The organism is Bradyrhizobium ottawaense, from assembly GCF_900099825.1.
Taxonomy (GTDB): domain Bacteria; phylum Pseudomonadota; class Alphaproteobacteria; order Rhizobiales; family Xanthobacteraceae; genus Bradyrhizobium; species Bradyrhizobium ottawaense_A.
In genome coordinates, this window is the sequence record NZ_LT629693.1 from 5,141,570 (window position 1) to 5,158,889 (window position 17,320).

Sequence of the window (17,320 nt, forward strand, 5' to 3'; positions counted from 1 at the left end):
CTACAAAATCGCGTGCGGCAGGAACCGCGACGTATTGCCGGTGATCGGATTCTCGTCCTCGCGGATCGACACGCCGCATGGCTCATGGTCGACCAGCCAGCTTCCGAGCACCGGATACTGATCGGAAAAATTCGGCAGCGGCGCCAACGCCTGCCGGATGAATCCTTCCGCGCCGTACGGTCCTTCCTGCTCCACCAGCGTGGTGCCGGCGCTGACCAGCGCGACATTGGCGCCTTCGCGCGAATAGAGCGGCTTGCGCACGAACGAGGTGCCGAGGCGGGCGGCGTTCGGATCGTCCTCGAAATAGGCCGGCAGCAGATTGGGATGGTTCGGAAACATCTCCCACAACAGCGGCAGAATGCCCTTGTTGGACAGGATGGCCTTCCATGGCGGCTCGATCCAGCGCGTCGGCGCGCTCAATAGCTTCGCGCCGAACGCATCGTGAAACATCCACTCCCAGGGATAGAGCTTGAAGGCGAGTTCGATGGCGCGGTCGTCGAGATCGACGAACTGGCCGTCGTCGCGCAGCCCGATGTCTTCGATGTCGATCAGCGTGGTCTTCAATCCGGCCTGCGAGGCCGTGTCCTCGAGATAGGCCAGCGTTCCCGCATCCTCGGCATCCTCGGTCATCCCTGCGAGATGCAGGTGATGCGCGCCGCCGAACTTCTTCCAGGCCTCGATCAGCCGCTCGTGGATCGAATTGAACTGGTCGGCGCGCTTCGGAATGATGTTGCGTTCGATCGCCTGTTCGAGCCAGGTCCACTGGAACACCGCCGCTTCGAAGATCGAGGTCGGCGTGTCGGCGTTATATTCCAGCAGTTTTGCGGGGCCGTGAGCGCCGAAACTCAGGTCAAGCCTGCCATAGAGGCTGCCGTCGTCGCGGTGCCAGCTTTCCGAAATCAGCGGCCAGAACGTTTCCGGCAGCTTCAGCCGGCGCAGATAATCTTCGTCGTCGACAGCATGGCCGACCAGTTCGAGGCACATCGCGTCGATTTCGGCGGTGGGCGCCTCGATCCCGCGTTCGATCTCATCGAGCGTGAACGCGTAGTAGGCGCGCTCGTCCCAATAACGTTCGTCGTCGATGGTGTGAAAATCGAAGCCGGTGCTTTCGGCGGTCGCACGCCAGTCGTCGCGTTCAGGGCAGACGATGCGCTGCATCAACCGCCGCCATGCGCGTGTCCGCCATGACCGTGACCATGCAGTCTGCCCGGTGCGCCGCCAAAGCCGCGGTAGGTCGCGCGGCAATACCTGCGTCCGTCCGGGCCGGGGACGGCCTCATTTCCCGGTCCGCAATCCTGTCGCGGCACCAGCCCCATCGACACCGCACCGATCGCGGCACTTCCCATCAATGTCAGCACCACCCGGCGCGAACGTTTCATGGTTGCGATCCCTGTTTTCCGGTTTCCGTTTTCCGGTCAGCCGGTAGTTTCCATCACCTGCACAAGCGGACGCAAGCGAAAGCCCGCCGCTTCACGGCTTCGTGCGGGCACTCAGCCGCCGCCGGAGAAATGTCCGGCGAAGGCATGCGCGAACGAACCAAAGCCGCCGCGTTGCACGCCGCCCGAACCTGACTCCGAAGCGCCCGAGCCCGCGTGGCTCGAAGAAGAGTCGCCCGAGGAAGAACTGCTTGAGAAGAAGTTGCTGCGCGAGGAACCGCCGCCCGAGCCGCTGTGGCCGCCGGAGGAAGATCCGCGCGGCTGGCATTCCGTCGATGCCGCCATTCCCGGCGGTGTCTGCTGGCAACTCTCGCTCGGCATCAGCGCATAGGCGCCGCCGCCGACCGCCAGCGTGCCCATCAGCAACAGTGCGACATGGCCGGAGCGTTTCACCGGCGCCGGCGTGATCAGCGGGGTGCCGACCGGTCTGCGCTTGCCGAATTCAGGGGAGGGCTTGTCGGTCATGGTCAGTAGATCATGCAGGCGGCGTTGAGCGCGCCCGCGGCAAGCGATGACAATCCGAGCCAGATCGCGGCGGCGAGTTCGCCGGCCGCGATCCGCGCCGACAGGTTCGGCACCGGGATCTTGACGATGTAATAGACGGCGATCTGCACGATCAGCGCAATCGCGCTCCAGATCAGGCAATCCACCACGTTGGCGGAATGGGCGATGGCCGAGACCACCGGCAGCACGAAGCCGAGCAGGCTCAGGCCGAGCGCGATCGCGGCCGCCGGATCGTTGGCGCGGATCAGCGCGAACTCATCATGCGGCGTGACGCGGGTGTAGACGAACAGGTAGGCGACGACGGCGACCAGTGCCGTGCAGAAATAGACCAAGAACGCCGGCAGCCCGGCGAGGGATTGTAGGATCATTCGACGTGCCCCGACTCGACCAGCCCTCAGGCTGGCACCATTGGTCGGTGCACGCGAAGTGACGGTTCAATCCCAAACAAAAACCCCGCCATTTGCGGCGGGGTCCAGTCGGGAGGAGTGAGCCTTCTGGCTCGCTGTAAACCCGTAAAGTCTAGGCGGGGATGCGTTCTTCCTGCTCGTGCGGCTCGCGCAGCACGTAGCCGCGGCCCCACACGGTCTCGATGAAGTTGCGGCCTTCGGAGGCGTTGGCGAGCTTCTTGCGCAGCTTGCAGATGAAGACGTCGATAATCTTCAGCTCGGGCTCGTCCATGCCGCCATAGAGGTGATTGAGGAACATTTCCTTGGTCAGGGTAGTTCCCTTGCGGAGCGAGAGCAGCTCCAGCATCTGGTATTCCTTGCCCGTCAGGTGTACGCGCTGGCCGCCGACTTCGACCGTCTTGGTGTCGAGATTGACCACGAGGTCGCCGGTCTGGATCACCGACTGGGCATGACCCTTGGAACGGCGCACGATCGCGTGGATGCGGGCGACCAGTTCGTCCTTGTGGAAGGGCTTGGTCATGTAGTCGTCGGCGCCGACGCCGAGACCCTTGACCTTGTCCTCGATGCCGGCGAGGCCGGAGAGGATCAGAATGGGTGTCTTGATTTTCGAGACCCGGAGCTGCTTGAGCACGTCGTAGCCGGACATGTCGGGCAGGTTGAGGTCGAGAAGGATAATGTCGTAATCGTAAAGCTTACCGAGATCGACGCCTTCTTCTCCGAGGTCCGTCGTATAGACGTTGAAGCTCTCGGATTTGAGCATCAGTTCGATCGACTGCGCGACGGCGCTGTCATCTTCTATCAGCAAAACGCGCATGCCAGTCCCCTATCGTCGCCGCTCCGGGCGTCAGGTCGGCCGCACTTGCGGCACTCAAAACGCCTTTGAACAACTGATTCGGATCCTGACGACATATGGTTAACAAAATCTGATTCACGTTCGCAAGCTCTATCAGTGCAATTTTTATCGAATCGCCCTAAGATATTGCGTCGAAGCAGCTTTTCCCTACCGTTCTCGTTCAAGCTCCACTTTAAGAGACGGAACTAACCGACTCCCGCGACTCGACCTTCGTTCTGTCGGCCGAGCGCTCTCAGTCACCAAAGACAGTGACGTAATGATTAACGATGCGGGTAAACACGAGGTTAAGCGCCGGGCTCTAAAGCGCGGAAACTTAAGGTTTTCGCAATGAAGGCCCTCGCGGAGCAGATCGGCGACATCGACGGCGTCAATATATATGGCCGTGTGGTTGGCGTGCGCGGACTGATGGTCGAGATCGCGGGGCCGATCCACGCGATGTCGGTCGGCGCCCGCATCGTGATCGAAACCGGCGGCAGCCGTTTTATCCCGGCCGAAGTCATCGGCTTTTCCGGCAGCAACGCTGTCGTCATGCCGTTCGGTGGCCTCGAAGGCGTCCGGCGCGGCTGCCGCGCCGTGATCGCCAGTGCCGGGAACCAGGTGCGGCCGTCGCCGGCCTGGCTCGGCCGGGTGATCAACGCGATGGGTGAGCCGATCGACGGCAAGGGGCCGCTGGTGCAGGGTCCGTCGCCGATGCCGTATCGCGCTTCGCCGCCGCCGGCGCATTCGCGCAAGCGCGTCGGCGCGCCGCTCGATCTCGGGGTGCGCGCGCTCAACACCTTCCTGACCTGCTGCCGCGGCCAGCGGCTCGGCATCTTCGCCGGCTCCGGCGTCGGCAAGTCGGTGCTGCTGTCGATGCTGGCGCGCAACGTCGATGCCGACATCACCGTGATCGGCCTGATCGGCGAACGCGGCCGCGAGGTGCAGGAATTCCTGCAGGAAGATCTCGGCGACGCCGGCCTGGCGCGCTCGGTGGTGGTGGTCGCGACCTCGGACGAGCCGGCCTTGATGCGGCGGCAGGCGGCTTATCTGACGCTGGCGATCGCCGAGTATTTTCGCGACGAGGACAAGGACGTGCTGTGCCTGATGGATTCGGTCACGCGCTTTGCGATGGCGCAGCGCGAGATTGGGCTTTCCGCCGGCGAGCCGCCAACCGCCAAGGGCTATACGCCGACCGTGTTTACCGAGCTGCCGAAGCTGTTGGAACGGGCAGGGCCGGGCATCAGCGTCGGCACCATCACTGCGATCTTCACGGTTCTGGTCGACGGCGACGATCATAATGAGCCGATCGCGGACGCCGTGCGCGGCATCCTCGACGGCCACATCGTGATGCAGCGCTCGATTGCCGAGCGCGGACGGTTTCCGGCGATCAACATCCTCAGATCGGTGTCCCGCACCATGCCGCGGTCGGCCGATCCGGCCTATCTGCCGGTGATCACCAAGGGCCGCCAGGTAATGGCGACCTACGCCGACATGGAGGAGCTGATCCGGCTCGGCGCCTATCGCGCGGGCTCGAGCCCGGAGGTCGACGAGGCGATCCGGCTGCACGAGCCGCTGGAAGGTTTCCTGCGCCAGTCCAGGGACGAAAATTCAAGCCTCGCCGACGGCTACCGCCAATTGGCTGAAATCCTGACAAATTTGGAAACGGAACGCTAACTTTGTCAGGCCATCATCCCCGGCACATGATTAGCCATGCCGGCGGGGCCCAGGGGGGAGCCGGCTTTGTCCCGCGTATAAAATTGGGACTTCTGGGGAGTATGAGTCGATGAAGTCACGTGAAACGCTGATCCGCTTGAAGAAATTTCAGGTCGATGAAAAGCGCCGAAGGGTCACCCAGATCGAAGGCATGATCGCCGATTTCCAGCGCATGTCGGTCGACCTCGAGCGCGAAATCCAGACCGAACAGGACCGGGCCGGGATCAACGATCCCACCCATTTCGCCTATCCGACCTACGCCAAGGCGGCGATCCAGCGCCGCGAAAACCTGACCCGCTCCGCCGACGAACTGCGCGTCCAGCTCGAGGACGCCAAGAGCCTGCTCAGCGAGGCGTTCGAGGAACTCAAGAAGGTCGAACTGCTCGACGAGCGTGACCAGGCGCGCGAACGCGCCGAGGAGAGCGCGCGGGAGCAGGCCGACATGGACTCAATCGGCCTGATGCGCGCCCGCATCGGCGCGATCGCCTGACGCTCCACCGCCGGTTGCCAACGATCGAAAGCCCGGGCTGCAACGCCCGGGCTTTTCCTTGTTGATCCGGCGGAACCCGCGACTTGGTGGCTGGTTTGACGCAAGGTATGCTACGAAGGTGCTCGATTGCTCCCGGCGTAAGCCGCGATGGGGGGATCGCGATTTGGGGGACGCTGAATGCTGACGCCAGCTGAGCTGGTCTGGCTGATTGCCGCTGTGGCGAAGGGGGATGAGGCTGCTTTCGAGCGCCTTTACGCCGCCACGCGCGCGAAACTCTTTGGCGTGGTGCTCCGTATCTTGCGGCGACAGGATCTCGCCGAGGAGGTCATTCAGGAGGCCTACGTCAAAATCTGGAACAGTGCCGGACAGTTCAATCCCGGCCTGTCTTCACCGATTACATGGATGGCATCGATCGCGCGCAACCGGGCGATCGACGTGGTGCGCAAGAAGAGTGAGACGTCGATCGAGGAGGAGCCGACCGCGATGGAAGTCGCGGCCGATTCACCCGATCCCTTGGCGCGGCGCGAGATGACGGAAGAGTTGAAGCGGTTGCTGGAGTGCGTGGGGCGTCTGGAGCCGGATCGGCAGAAGCTGGTGCTGCTGGCCTATTACAATGGCTGGAGCCGCGAGCAGCTTGCTGCCAAGTTCGAGACGCCGGTCAATACGGTGAAGACGTGGCTGCGCCGCAGCATGATGGATATCCGGGAATGTCTCGGACTCTAGGAATTTTGGGTGTCTGGACTTTGAACGATGGCCTATAGCGAAGACCATATCGCACTCGCGGCGGAATACGCGCTCGGCACCCTCGATGCCGGCGAGCGTACGCAGGTCGAGATGATGATGGCCGTCGACACCGAGTTCACGACGGTGGTCCATGCCTGGGAATACCGGCTCGGCGTGCTGAACCAGATGGTCGGTTCGGTCGAGCCGCGGCCGATCGTGTGGGAAAACATCAAGGCTGCGATCGGGCATTCCGGCGAGCAGGCGCCGCTGGTGCTGCCCGAGGCGACGCCGCCGGTCGCTCCCGTCGTCGAACAGGTGCCGGTCTCGGTCAGTCCGCCGGACGATTCCAACGTCATCCAGTTGTCGGGGCGCCTGAAGCGCATGAAGACGCTGGCTTCGGTTGCGACCGCGTTGGCGGCTGCCTTGGTCGCGATGCTGGCCATCCAGATTTATCAGCCCGACCTGTTACCGGACGGGCTTCGCGCCAAGCCGCGGATCCGGACCGTCGAGGTCAAGACGCCGGCGCCGCCGGCTGTGCCCTCGGCGCAATATGTCGCCTTGCTGCAGCGCGACGGCGGTTCGCCCGCGTTCATTCTGACGGTCGATGCCGCGACCAAGAATTTCACGGTGCGCAAGGTCGGTACTGACGCCGTCGAGGCCGGCAAGAGTCTTGAGCTGTGGCTGATCTCCGACCGGCTGCCGCAGCCGCGTTCGCTCGGCGTGATCGGCGCCGGCGACTTCACCGCGCGTCCGGTGCTGGCGTCCTACGACGCCAATACGATCAACGCCGCGACCTATGCGGTGACGGTCGAACAGGCCGGCGGCTCGCCCGACGGCAAGCCGCACTCGACGCCGATCTATACCGGCAAGCTGATCGAGACCGTGCCCGCGGCGCGCTAGTTTTCCCGCAGCGATCTCTAACCGCTCATGACGCGTAGCTCCTCATGGTGAGGAGGCGCCAACGGGTCGCGCGAACGCGCGCCCGATGACAGGCTCCGCGCGCGTCTCGAACCATGAAAAGCGCGTCTGCAGCCATCCTTCGAGACGCAGGCTTCGCCTGCTCCTCAGGATGAGGTCGGTGGGGGTGACGCGCTGAGTCTGGACGCGCCAGCATGCTATCTCCTCATGGTGAGGAGGCGCGAAGCGCCGTCTCGAACCATGAGGTTGCGCCGTTTCATCAGCGCACAAAAAGAAAACGCCCGTGGGGAGCGGGCGCTTTCTCAGTCAACTTGGGGTAGTTGGGGTCTTAAATATCCACGTGGCGACTTTGGGGGGCTATAAAGAGCCGCGTGAATTCGTGAATTCCTTATACCGTACGACGTTGCCTTACCGGACGAGCGAGCTGCCTGAACTCGTGACCACGACCGGCTTGCCGGCCTTCATGACTCGCGCCGTCTGGGTGAAACCTTCATCCGAAGTGGTGCGCGTCGAGATGCTGAACCCGGCGACCAGAATGCCCGCGACAAGTGCGACAACCACGATCTTGAGATGGGTCGTGCGATCTGCGCTGTAAATCGAGTGGTTCATGGAAGTCTCCTGCCGCCTTCCCGCCTGTGAATTTCGTCGGTCTCGAACACAGGCCGGTTCAACGTCTCCGCACAGCAAACGTAGGAATTCCCGCTTTCGTTCCACAGATCCGATCACAAGGCGGTGAAAAGACTTGAAGATGCGCGACTGGTCGGCTCGCATCGGCCGTCTGAAAAGTAATATTTATTAGTTATTTCAATATCTTGCTTGATATTTTCCCCAGGCGGGGAGAAATCGCGCCGGCCGGCCCGATTCCAACAAAGCGTTTGCCTGTGGCGAAAAAGCTTCGCCGCCTCTTGCGCTGATTTGCGTTGCTCAAACGCTGCCGACCGTCTTCAGCCGGGCGCGGGGGTGGATTTCCGCCTGCGACAGCACCGTGGTCTGGGCCCGGAAACGCTCGACCAGCGAGCGCACGAACGGGCGGATCGCCGCCGACGTTACCAGCACCGGCGCCTCGCCTTCGCGGGCGGCCTGCTCGAAGCAGTTACGCACGGCGGTCATGAACTCCGACAGCTTGGACGGCTGCATCGCGAGGCTGCGATCCTCGCCGGTGCCGACGATGGATTCCGCAAACGCCTGTTCCCACCGCGCCGACAGCGCGATCAGCGGCAGATAGCCGTTGTGGGAGGTGTTCTGGGCGCAGATCTGCCGCGCCAGCCGGGCGCGGACGTGCTCGACCATGGTCGCCGGGTTGCGCGAGAACGCCAGCGCGTCGGCAATGCCTTCGAGGATGGTGGAGAGGTCGCGGATCGAGATCCGCTCGGCCAGCAGCAGTTGAAGCACGCGCTGGATGCCCGAAATCGAGACGGCGCTGGGCACGATGTCCTTGACCAGTTCGCCCTGTTCCTTCGGCAGGTCCTTCAGGAGCTTCTGCACCTCGCCATAGGACAGCAGGTCCGACATGTTGTTCTTGAGCAGTTCGGTGAGGTGGGTCGACAGCACGGTGGCGGAGTCGACCACCGTATAACCCTTGAGCGACGCTTCTTCCTTGAGCGCGGCATCGACCCAGGTCGCCGGCAGGCCGAACGTCGGCTCGACGGTGTGAATGCCGGGCACCGCCACCTGGTTGCCGGCGGGGTCCATGACCATGAAGTGGTTCGGCCAGATCTTGCCGGTGCCGGCGTCCACTTCCTTGATCTTGATAATGTAGGTGTTGGCCTCGAGCTGGACGTTGTCGAGGATGCGCACCGCCGGCATCACAAAGCCCATTTCGACCGCGAGCGAACGGCGCAGCGCCTTGATCTGCTCGGTCAGGCGGTCGGTGCCGTCGGGGCCGTTGACCAGCGGCAGCAGCGCGTAGCCGAGTTCGATCTTGAGATCGTCGATCTTGAGCGCGGTGGCGATCGGCTCTTCCGCCGCGGCGGTCGCGGCCGCTGCCGCAAGCTCGGGGGCGGCCAATTCGGCGGCTGCCTTGGCCTTGGTGCTGCGGTTGTGGTTGCGCGCCTTCCAGGCCAGCGCCGCAGCGCCGCCGCCGAGGGCCAGGAACGGCAGCATCGGAATGCCCGGCAGCATGGCCAGTACCAGCATCACGCCGGCCGACATGCCGAGCGCCTGCGGGTAACCCGAGAGCTGCTTCATCAGCGCCTTGTCGGCCGCACCGGTGATGCCGGCCTTCGACACCAGCAGGCCCGCCGCGGTCGAGACGATCAGCGCCGGCACCTGGGTGACCAGGCCGTCGCCGACGGTCAGCACGGTATAGGTGCGGGCGGCGTCGCCGAAGGAGAGCCCTTGTTGTGCAACGCCGATGATGATGCCGCCGATGACGTTGATGAAGACGATCAGAAGGCCCGCGACCGCGTCGCCGCGGACGAATTTCGAAGCACCGTCCATGGCGCCGAAGAAGCCGCTTTCGTCTTCCAGCTCCTTGCGGCGCGCCTTGGCGGTCTTTTCGTCGATCAGTCCGGCGGACAGGTCGGCGTCGATCGCCATCTGCTTGCCCGGCATCGAGTCCAGCTGGAAGCGGGCGGCGACTTCGGCGATGCGGCCCGAACCCTTGGTGATGACGACGAAGTTCACGATCACCAGGATCGCGAACACGATAATTCCGATCACGAAATTACCGTTCATGACGAAGTTGCCGAACGCCTCGATGACGTGGCCGGCGGCGGCGGTGCCCTCATGGCCCTTCGACAGGATCAACCGGGTCGAAGCCATGTTCAGCGACAGCCGCAGCATGGTCGAGATCAGGAGGATGGTCGGAAACGACGAGAATTCCAGCGGCGCCTGGATGAACAGCGAGGTCATCAGGATCAGGATCGAGACCGTGATCGAGATCGCCAGAAACAGGTCCAGGACGATCGAGGGCAGGGGGAGGATCAGCACCACCAGGATGGTGAGAACGCCGAACGCCAGCGCCAGATCGCCGCGCCTGAGGATATCGCCGATTTCACCGAGGCTGGGGAAACCGTTGCCGGTACCCGCGCCTTGACCCGCCGTGACGTCGACCATGGTTGCAGCCCCTCCCCGCGCGTGACGGCCGCGGCCGCCCAGCGTCTGCGCGACGGCCGGAGGGCCGACGGTCCGAAAGTGAGGTACCGCACTGGCGTCCACGGGTTCTCCCGTTTTACGCGATCGACGACACTCGACTTCACCCGGCAATTATTGCCGGGTGCATGGTTAGCAAAGGGTTAACGGGGGCCACTTTGGCGTCATTCCGAGGCCGACGGCTTCCTCCCGTCATTCCGGGGCGCGAAGCGAACCCGGAATCTCGAGATTCCGGGTTCGATGCTGCGCATCGCCCCGGAATGACGGCGAACCTCCGCTCTCTCGCCATCATTGCGAGGAGCCAACGGATCGCGCGAATGCGCGCCCGATGACAGGCTCCGCGACGAAGCAATCCATGTCTCAACAAGCGGCGACAATACGGCCTCGGTGGTGACCTTCGCCTTCAGGAAATATCTCACCGTTCGGCCGGTGGCTCTGTCATAAGGACGAATGGCAGATCCAGCAGGTTTTGAAATCGTCACCTATCAACGGCAACCCGGTCTCTGGCGCGCCAGCGTGACCCCGAGCGGGCGGTCAAGCTCCGGCAAGATCATGCGCAGCATCGTCACCCCGGACGATTGCGTGACGGAGGAAGACGCCCGGAAATCGGCGATGCGGGCGATCAAGAGCATCGACTCCGAATAGGCCGGCGCAGCGACAACCCAAATGAGGCAGGCCGCTGTCCGTTGCGGCAGTGACGCTTACGCGTCCCGCTGCTTCCTTTCAGGCCGCCTCACTCAGCTGTCATCCTGCCCTTGCCACCGCAGGTCTTGCAGGGCGGCGGATAGATCCTGCGGCCCGGGTCTGGCTGTTTGACCGTCGGAAAACCCGTGCCGTTGCAGGCCGGGCATTTTTCCTCGTTCGGGTTTGACCTGATGGGTTTCATGGCTTGTTTCTCTACCTTTATGGCCGACGAAATACGGTGACTGAACGCAAAGGTTTCAGTCCGCCGTCAATCATAGTGCGGATCAGAGTTGATCAATTGGACCAAGCGTCGCGATCGACGAGTCCCTGTCGTGATTGATGGCCCCAATCGGTGGTTTCCGCAAACTGCAAATACCCGGATCGCCAGGAGCGGAATAATCGGCAGCGGGACGCCGATAAACCAAAGCAACGCGCCTTTTACTTCTGAATCAAAACCGTTCGTCGCTATGGGCGCCGAACCGGAGTGTGTGACTCGTACGACGAGGCCGCCTGTGGGCGGCCTCGCGTCTTGGAGCCTTACCGGTTCCGATGGAATCAGAACCGGGCTCTACTCTCTTGTTTTGACGCGTTTTCTTTACGCGAACCGGAGTCCACCCACGGATCAAGTCCGAGGGCATGCTTCGCTCGAAAACGCGACAGGAACTACAGTTCCGCCTCGGCTTCCACATTCACCACGGTCTTTGCCAGACCGGTCAATGCGACATCTGTGGCCTTCTCTTCCTTGAGCGTGGCTTCGAGCAGGGCCGCGGCATCCGACATGCCGAGCTCTTCCGCCCAGGTCCTCAGCGTTCCGTAGCGGGAGATCTCATAGTGCTCGACCGCCTGTGCCGCCGCGGTGAGGCCGGCATCGAGCGCGGGCATGCCCTTGTAGTCCGTCATGATCTCGGCGCCCTCCTTGGTGATGCCCATGATGGCCTCACACTTCTTGGCTTGCGGTCGCTTGCCCATGATCTTGAACACCTGTTCGAGCCGCTTGACCTGGCCGCGGGTTTCCTTCTCGTGCTTGAGGAATGCCGCCTTCAGGTCTTTCGATTGCGCGGCCTTCGCCATTTTTGGCAGGACTTTAAGAATCCTGTTTTCGGCGAAGTAGACGTCCTTGAGCGTGTCGTGAAAAAGGTCGCTCAGCAATTTCGGCTTTTTGGCCATGGTGATTCTCCAGTAAAAATGCCCCTGCAAGGCAGGGGCGGGATCCTGTTGTGTGTTGGCTCGCCATGGGCAACAGCGCGTGCAGAACAAAGTTCCTGCACGGTGATTCCGGCAAGTCATGCCGCGGCGTTTTGGCTCGCATATCTCCGGCAATGTTCGAGATAGGCCACCTCATGCTTGCCGATCAGGGCCACCACGCTTGACCAGAGCCAGCTCGGCGCATCCAGCGTTCGCGACCGGTGCCGCTCCAGCTCCTTGATCCAGCGTTGGCGTGTTGCCTTGTCCATCTGGCGTGCATGCGCCTTGCCGACGACACCGGCGAGGAAGCTCGCTGCTTTCATGGCCTGTTTCGTGGTCAGGCGGTCGATTTCAATCTTGAGATCCTGCGGCAGCAGTTCGCGGATGAAGACCGACCGCTTTCCGATCGATCCCGCTTCCATCCGGTTTCCCAGATGCGGTGAAAGATGTCGCGCACCTTCCACCACGCGTTGGGCATTGTCTTTCGGCATTTTCCCGCGGGCGTAACGCGGGGCGGCTGCCACCACCGCCTCCTTCACGTCCATCAAGGCGAGATCGCGCTTCTTGCCTTTGCCGATCCCGAGCAGGACGGCAAACCGCAGCAGTCCAAGCGAGCTGCACCCTTTCATCCAGTAGGCGGCGTCGAGCACTTCGACCGGGGCGTCGTCCTCGCGGGAGCGCAGCGACGTCGCCAGATGACGCAGCGCGGGCGTTTCCCATAATTGCTCGATCTGGTCCCGTTCGGTCCGGGCAAGCGGCCAGAATTTGGTGCCGAGCGGTATCGTCGGCTTCGGGTCTTCCAGACGCTCCTTGGCCAATGCTTTCCAGGAACGGCCGACCGATTGCTTCATGACGATTTGCACCGTGTCGGGCGCGTCCTCGATCGTATCCGCGTCGTGCCGCAACGCCGCCTGATAGCCGTCGATCACCTGTTCGAGAATTCGCGCCGTGGTGACACCCGGCAGATCGGAGCCGCGCGAAGCGGTCGCGAGCGACAAAGCGAGGCGGATCAGATCGTGGGCGGGATTGCCGATCACGGTCTGATCGAAATCGCGTATCTGAATGTCGATGCGTCCATCGATGCCGGCAACCGGTCCCAGATTGCCCGCATGGCAATCGCCGCAAATCCAGATCGCGGGTCCCTCCGGCAAGGTGCCACGCTTTTGGGCTTCGAGCCACGCGTAGAATTGCACGGTACTGCCGCGCACATAGGCATGCGCCGAGCGCGCCATCTTCAAGGTCTGCTTGAGCGCGAGCGCAGGCGCGCGATCGACAGGCCGTATCGATCTCGTGGAAGGCATGGCAATCCGATCAAAAAAGCTGATGGTGATTACGGGAGCGGCGGTCCGCGTACCGGCTCGCCGCCGGTCACTTCCGCGGTTCGCGCTGAAGCAGCAACTGGCTGCTATGTGCGAGCGCTTCGCAGGCCAGGGCGCGGTCGATTTCCGCATTTCGTTTCGGCCCGGGTGGCAGCGCTTCGGCGTGCCGGCGTGTCAGGTAAGCCTGGTTGTTCCAATCGATCGTGGAGAAATCCGCATCGTCGCGCAACTGCATGGCGTGTCCTCAGTGATGCATGAAGATCGCAAGCAGCAGGATGATCGGCAGCGGGATGCCGATCAGCCAAAGCAACGCACCTTTTCCGAAACCCATCGCAGCCTCCGTGTGACGATCAACCGCAGGTGAAACTCGCCCGGGTTCCTTTGGTTCCTCGGCGGGAACGCCGGCCAAATGGCATTACTTGTCGACTTCAGAGTTTTGCAGAACCTTTGTGTTGAATATTATAGTTGATGCAACGTTTGATTGATTTTCACGCATGTGTCTGGATTGTCACAGTCGTGATCCAAGTCCTGGTTCGAGTGCGATAAATCAGAGCTCCATTGCGGCAAAACGTATCAGGCGTTGTTTTTTTGCCTTACGCTGCACGGGGAAGTCCCAGCAAACGTTGCTGGCGTTGGAAGGGGCGCGGCGATATTTCCGCCGCGAAGGAAATGTGATCTTCGATCGTGGATTTGTTGCCGGCACTGGAGCGCGCACGCGCAAGCTACTTCTGGCCGGAACGGCGCTGGCAACTGTCGTGCTGCTTCCATCGCTGGCACAGGCGCAGGTCTGGAACGGCACCTCGACGGATTACAATACACCCGGCAACTGGTCGACCGGCACCGTGCCCGACACCGCGGGTGAAACCGCCACGTTTTCCAATACCGGCAGCAACGTGGTTGACGTATCGCTCGGTCCGATCGCGCCGCAGTCCTGGACCTTCGATGCCACCTCGCAGAGCTACGCGATAGCCGGCCAGGACGTGAACTTCGTCACCGGCATCACCAACAACGCCAGCGCCGGCGCGGCGATTTTTATCAGCAACCTCATGACCGGCACGACCTTGTCCCAGGCCGGGGCCAGCCCGGCACCAACAGCTTCACCACCACGTCGGTCTCGGCCGGCACGCTCGACAACAGCGGCTCGCTGACCTCGGCGGTCAACGTTTCCGTGGGCGGCACCTTCAGCAACAGCGCCACCGGCACGGTGTCCGGTGCGGAGTTGATCAACTTGGGAACCGCAACCAACGCTGGAACCATCAATAACGGCGTGGGTAACGGCGGCAGTTTTACCAACAGCGGTACCGTGAATGGGGGCGTCGGTAATAGTACTTTCGGCACCGTTACCAACACGGGAACGGTAAATGGCGCTCTGAACAACAGCTTCGGTACCTACAATCAGACGGCGGGAACGACCAACGGCGGCACCTCCAACAGCGGCACCATCAACGCCAACGGCGGCGCCTTCAACGGCGCGATTGTCAACGCGAATGGCGGCTTCGGCGGCATCTTCAATATCGGCGGCACGGTCACCAGCGACAGCACGTTCAACAACAGCACGGGGACGTCGCGTCTGGTGCTCAATTCGGGCACCTACACGGTCGCGGGCCTGATCACGAACTCGGGCACCAATGCGGGCGGCGGCATCCGGGTGCTCGCAGGCGCCACGCTGACGGCGAACGGCGACATCACCAACAACCCCAATGGCAGGATCGTCAACAACGGTACCGTCAATGGCGTTTTGAACAATAACGGCGTCGTCGACAACTTCGCTTCCTACAATGGAAACCTGACCAACACCGGTACGCTCGCGAACCACGCGACCGGTACCTGGACCGGCAACATCATCAGCAATACCGCCACTCTGATAGGCATCACCAACGACGGCATCTGGGCCGGCAACGTCCAGGCCAACACCGGCAAGATCAACAACAACCTGACCTGGAACGGTACCGTCAACAATACGTTCGTCTTCACCAATAACGCAGCGGGTACGGTTACGGTGCTCGTCACCAATAATGGCGGCGGTGCGGTGACGACGACGGGAACGCTGGCCAATGGCTTGGCTAACTCAGGCATCGTCTTCGCGCAGGGCACGATCAACGGCGGGATCACCAACAATGCCGGCGGCATCAACATAACTGGCGCGCTGGTTGGCAACTCGACCGTCAACAACGCTGCGGGCGCGACGATTAATATCAACAATCAGTCGTTCACCGGAAACACCACCTACACCAACGACGGAACCACCAATCTCGGCGGCGGGGGCGCCGGCACGCTCGGCGTGACCTCGCTCGTCAACACGGCGAACGGAACCTTCAACAGTTCTGGCACTACGGGTACTGTCACAGCGACCTCGATCACCAACAGCGGCACGTTCCTCAACAATGGCACGACCACCGGCACGTTCACGATGGCGGCGGGCAACCTGATCGGTACCGGCAACACCCAGAGCCTCACCGTCAATGGCGGCACCTTCGCCCCGGGCAACGGCACGGCGGGCACCTCGATGACCGTCACCGGCAGCCTCGTGTTGCAAGCGGCGGCGACATACCTGGTGCAGATCAACCCGACGACGGCGTCGTTCACGAACGTCACCGGTGCGGCGTCGCTGGGCGGCGCCAGCGTAAGCGCCAATTTCGCCGCCGGCAGCTACATCTCGAAGCGCTACACCATCGTCACGGCAGCAGGTGGCAGGATCGGCACCTTTGGCGCACTGGTCACGACCGGCCAGCCGGCGAGCATGAACTCGACGCTCAGCTACGATGCCAACAATGCCTATCTCAACCTGAACCTGAGCTTCGGCCTGCCAGGCACGCTGAACCAGAACCAGCAGAATGTCGGCAACGCGCTGACCGGCTTCTTCAACCGCACCGGCGGCATCCCGGCAGCCTTCGCGTCATTGAACGCGGGGCAGCTTACTCAGGCGGACGGCGAGACGGCAACTGGTTCGCAGCAGTCGACCTTCAACGCCATGAACCAGTTCATGGGCGTGATGACCGATCCGTTCGTTGCCGGACGCGGCGATCCGGTTTCGGCCGGCGGCGGCGCGACGGGATATGCCGACGAACAGGCGATGGCGTATGCGGCGAAGCGCAATCCAAACGATGCGCTGGCCGCGATCTATACCAAGGCGCCGCCAGTGGTATCGTTCCAGCAGCGCTGGAGCGTGTGGGCGGCGGGCTATGGCGGGTCGCAGACCACCAGCGGCAACGCAGTGCTCGGCTCCAACAACACCAGCAGCAACCTTTATGGCGTGGCCGTCGGCGCCGACTACCGCTTCTCGCCGGATACGCTGGCGGGCTTCGCACTCGCCGGCGGCGGCACCAATTTCAGCGTCGCCAACAATCTTGGTTCGGGCCGTTCCGACCTGTTCCAGGCCGGTGCATTCATCCGGCACAACATGGGTGCGGCCTATCTCTCCGGCGCACTGGCCTATGGCTGGCAGGACATCACCACCAACCGCACGCTGACGATTGCCGGCGTCGACCAGTTGCAGGCGAAGTTCAATGCCAACGCCTGGTCGGGCCGGGTCGAGGGCGGCTACCGCTTCGTGACGCAGGGGATCGGGATTACGCCCTACGCCGCGGGCCAGTTCACGACCTTCGACCTGCCGGCCTATGTCGAACAGGCGATATCCGGCGCCAACACCTTTGCGCTGGCTTACGGCGCGAAGAGCGTGACGGCGACGCGCAGCGAACTCGGTCTGCGCACGGATAAATCATTCGCGATGGAAGACGGGGTGTTCACGCTGCGCGGCCGGGCGGCCTGGGCGCACGACTACAACCCTGATCGGGCCATCGGCGCCACCTTCCAGACGCTGCCGGGCGCATCCTTTGTCGTCAACGGCGCCAGGCAGGCCAGCGATACCGTGCTGCTGACGGCGTCCGCCGAAAAGAAGTGGCTGAACGGCTGGTCGGCCGCCGGCACCTTCGAGGGCGAGTTCTCCAGCGTCACCACCAGCTATGCCGGCAAGGGCGTGGTGCGGTACGCTTGGTAAGGGTGCAGCCGCCCAGGGC

17 protein-coding genes are annotated in these 17,320 nt (G+C 62.8%); 8 read left to right on the forward strand and 9 right to left on the reverse strand.

From position 1 onward, the window contains the following. From BLR13_RS24020 to ctrA, 5 genes are all read right to left on the reverse strand, one after another. Positions 1 to 1,158, reverse strand: a complete 1,158-nt coding sequence (locus tag BLR13_RS24020) for a glutathionylspermidine synthase family protein (RefSeq protein WP_074818861.1) — start codon at positions 1,156 to 1,158, stop codon at positions 1 to 3. Then, a complete protein-coding gene (locus BLR13_RS24025) occupies positions 1,158 to 1,379 on the reverse strand; it encodes a hypothetical protein (RefSeq protein ID WP_074818857.1) in 222 nt (73 codons plus the stop codon). The genes BLR13_RS24020 and BLR13_RS24025 overlap by 1 nt, the downstream gene beginning before the upstream one ends. Positions 1,380 to 1,490: 111 nt before the next feature. Continuing rightward, a complete protein-coding gene (locus BLR13_RS24030) occupies positions 1,491 to 1,901 on the reverse strand; it encodes a hypothetical protein (protein WP_074818854.1) in 411 nt (136 codons plus the stop codon). Between the two features lie 2 nt (positions 1,902 to 1,903). After that, entirely contained in the window at positions 1,904 to 2,308 is a 405-nt protein-coding gene (locus tag BLR13_RS24035) for a DUF350 domain-containing protein (protein WP_074818850.1), read from the reverse strand. A 151-nt stretch (positions 2,309 to 2,459) separates the two neighbouring features. Continuing rightward, positions 2,460 to 3,161, reverse strand: a complete 702-nt coding sequence (gene ctrA / locus BLR13_RS24040; protein ID WP_015688285.1) for a response regulator transcription factor CtrA — start codon at positions 3,159 to 3,161, stop codon at positions 2,460 to 2,462. Between the two features lie 366 nt (positions 3,162 to 3,527). Between ctrA and fliI the strand changes: the two genes are divergently transcribed. The 4 genes from fliI to BLR13_RS24060 all read left to right on the forward strand — a co-directional run bounded on the left by fliI (position 3,528) and on the right by BLR13_RS24060 (position 7,005). Further along, positions 3,528 to 4,853, forward strand: a complete 1,326-nt coding sequence (gene fliI, locus BLR13_RS24045) for a flagellar protein export ATPase FliI (RefSeq protein ID WP_074818847.1) — start codon at positions 3,528 to 3,530, stop codon at positions 4,851 to 4,853. Between the two features lie 109 nt (positions 4,854 to 4,962). Next, positions 4,963 to 5,382 (forward strand): flagellar export protein FliJ, encoded by a 420-nt coding sequence (gene fliJ / locus BLR13_RS24050; RefSeq protein ID WP_074818845.1) that lies wholly within the window; start codon positions 4,963 to 4,965, stop codon positions 5,380 to 5,382. A gap of 177 nt (positions 5,383 to 5,559) precedes the next feature. After that, positions 5,560 to 6,105: a sigma-70 family RNA polymerase sigma factor gene (locus BLR13_RS24055; RefSeq protein ID WP_074818841.1), complete on the forward strand. Its 546-nt coding sequence runs from the start codon at positions 5,560 to 5,562 to the stop codon at positions 6,103 to 6,105. Between the two features lie 27 nt (positions 6,106 to 6,132). Next, positions 6,133 to 7,005: an anti-sigma factor gene (locus BLR13_RS24060; protein WP_074818838.1), complete on the forward strand. Its 873-nt coding sequence runs from the start codon at positions 6,133 to 6,135 to the stop codon at positions 7,003 to 7,005. Between the two features lie 426 nt (positions 7,006 to 7,431). On the opposite strand, the gene BLR13_RS24065 is transcribed toward BLR13_RS24060, so the two are convergent. Both BLR13_RS24065 and flhA read right to left on the reverse strand, forming a co-directional pair. Then, the gene (locus BLR13_RS24065) at positions 7,432 to 7,632 is read right to left on the reverse strand and encodes a hypothetical protein (protein ID WP_074818835.1); all 201 of its coding nucleotides are present in this window, start codon (positions 7,630 to 7,632) and stop codon (positions 7,432 to 7,434) included. A 315-nt stretch (positions 7,633 to 7,947) separates the two neighbouring features. Further along, the gene (gene flhA, locus BLR13_RS24070) at positions 7,948 to 10,080 is read right to left on the reverse strand and encodes a flagellar biosynthesis protein FlhA (protein ID WP_074818831.1); all 2,133 of its coding nucleotides are present in this window, start codon (positions 10,078 to 10,080) and stop codon (positions 7,948 to 7,950) included. A gap of 486 nt (positions 10,081 to 10,566) precedes the next feature. Here flhA and BLR13_RS24075 point away from each other — a divergent pair, with 486 nt between their 5' ends. After that, positions 10,567 to 10,761 carry a hypothetical protein gene (locus BLR13_RS24075; RefSeq protein ID WP_074818828.1) on the forward strand — a complete coding sequence of 65 codons (195 nt, stop codon included), beginning with the start codon at positions 10,567 to 10,569 and terminating at the stop codon, positions 10,759 to 10,761. A gap of 702 nt (positions 10,762 to 11,463) precedes the next feature. On the opposite strand, the gene BLR13_RS24080 is transcribed toward BLR13_RS24075, so the two are convergent. Together BLR13_RS24080 and BLR13_RS24085 are read right to left on the reverse strand one after the other, a co-directional pair. Then, positions 11,464 to 11,967, reverse strand: coding sequence for a ferritin-like domain-containing protein (locus BLR13_RS24080; protein ID WP_074818825.1), 504 nt, complete (start codon positions 11,965 to 11,967; stop codon positions 11,464 to 11,466). Positions 11,968 to 12,083: 116 nt separating this feature from the next. Next, positions 12,084 to 13,286, reverse strand: a complete 1,203-nt coding sequence (locus BLR13_RS24085) for a DUF2252 family protein (RefSeq protein WP_074818823.1) — start codon at positions 13,284 to 13,286, stop codon at positions 12,084 to 12,086. Here BLR13_RS24085 and BLR13_RS40345 point away from each other — a divergent pair. From BLR13_RS40345 to BLR13_RS24100, 3 genes are all read left to right on the forward strand, one after another. Next, positions 13,276 to 13,668, forward strand: coding sequence for a hypothetical protein (locus BLR13_RS40345; RefSeq protein ID WP_157793715.1), 393 nt, complete (start codon positions 13,276 to 13,278; stop codon positions 13,666 to 13,668). The genes BLR13_RS24085 and BLR13_RS40345 overlap by 11 nt on opposite strands. Before the next feature lie 307 nt (positions 13,669 to 13,975). Further along, entirely contained in the window at positions 13,976 to 14,452 is a 477-nt protein-coding gene (locus BLR13_RS24095; RefSeq protein ID WP_143039681.1) for a hypothetical protein, read from the forward strand. Positions 14,453 to 14,472: 20 nt separating this feature from the next. Then, positions 14,473 to 17,301 (forward strand): autotransporter outer membrane beta-barrel domain-containing protein, encoded by a 2,829-nt coding sequence (locus BLR13_RS24100; RefSeq protein ID WP_244524925.1) that lies wholly within the window; start codon positions 14,473 to 14,475, stop codon positions 17,299 to 17,301. Positions 17,302 to 17,320 lie beyond the last annotated feature (19 nt).

Bases quoted from the DNA above. Each gene is read 5' to 3' on its own strand.
- flhA (WP_074818831.1), bottom strand. From the start codon at position 10,080: ATGGTCGACGTCACGGCGGGTCAAGGCGCGGGTACCGGCAACGGTTTC.
- BLR13_RS24075 (WP_074818828.1), top strand. From the start codon at position 10,567: ATGGCAGATCCAGCAGGTTTTGAAATCGTCACCTATCAACGGCAACCC.
- fliI (WP_074818847.1), top strand. From the start codon at position 3,528: ATGAAGGCCCTCGCGGAGCAGATCGGCGACATCGACGGCGTCAATATA.
- BLR13_RS24030 (WP_074818854.1), bottom strand. From the start codon at position 1,901: ATGACCGACAAGCCCTCCCCTGAATTCGGCAAGCGCAGACCGGTCGGC.
- ctrA (WP_015688285.1), bottom strand. From the start codon at position 3,161: ATGCGCGTTTTGCTGATAGAAGATGACAGCGCCGTCGCGCAGTCGATC.
- BLR13_RS24020 (WP_074818861.1), bottom strand. From the start codon at position 1,158: ATGCAGCGCATCGTCTGCCCTGAACGCGACGACTGGCGTGCGACCGCC.
- fliJ (WP_074818845.1), top strand. From the start codon at position 4,963: ATGAAGTCACGTGAAACGCTGATCCGCTTGAAGAAATTTCAGGTCGAT.
- BLR13_RS24035 (WP_074818850.1), bottom strand. From the start codon at position 2,308: ATGATCCTACAATCCCTCGCCGGGCTGCCGGCGTTCTTGGTCTATTTC.
- BLR13_RS24065 (WP_074818835.1), bottom strand. From the start codon at position 7,632: ATGAACCACTCGATTTACAGCGCAGATCGCACGACCCATCTCAAGATC.
- BLR13_RS24080 (WP_074818825.1), bottom strand. From the start codon at position 11,967: ATGGCCAAAAAGCCGAAATTGCTGAGCGACCTTTTTCACGACACGCTC.
- BLR13_RS24025 (WP_074818857.1), bottom strand. From the start codon at position 1,379: ATGAAACGTTCGCGCCGGGTGGTGCTGACATTGATGGGAAGTGCCGCG.
- BLR13_RS24085 (WP_074818823.1), bottom strand. From the start codon at position 13,286: ATGCCTTCCACGAGATCGATACGGCCTGTCGATCGCGCGCCTGCGCTC.
- BLR13_RS24055 (WP_074818841.1), top strand. From the start codon at position 5,560: ATGCTGACGCCAGCTGAGCTGGTCTGGCTGATTGCCGCTGTGGCGAAG.
- BLR13_RS24060 (WP_074818838.1), top strand. From the start codon at position 6,133: ATGGCCTATAGCGAAGACCATATCGCACTCGCGGCGGAATACGCGCTC.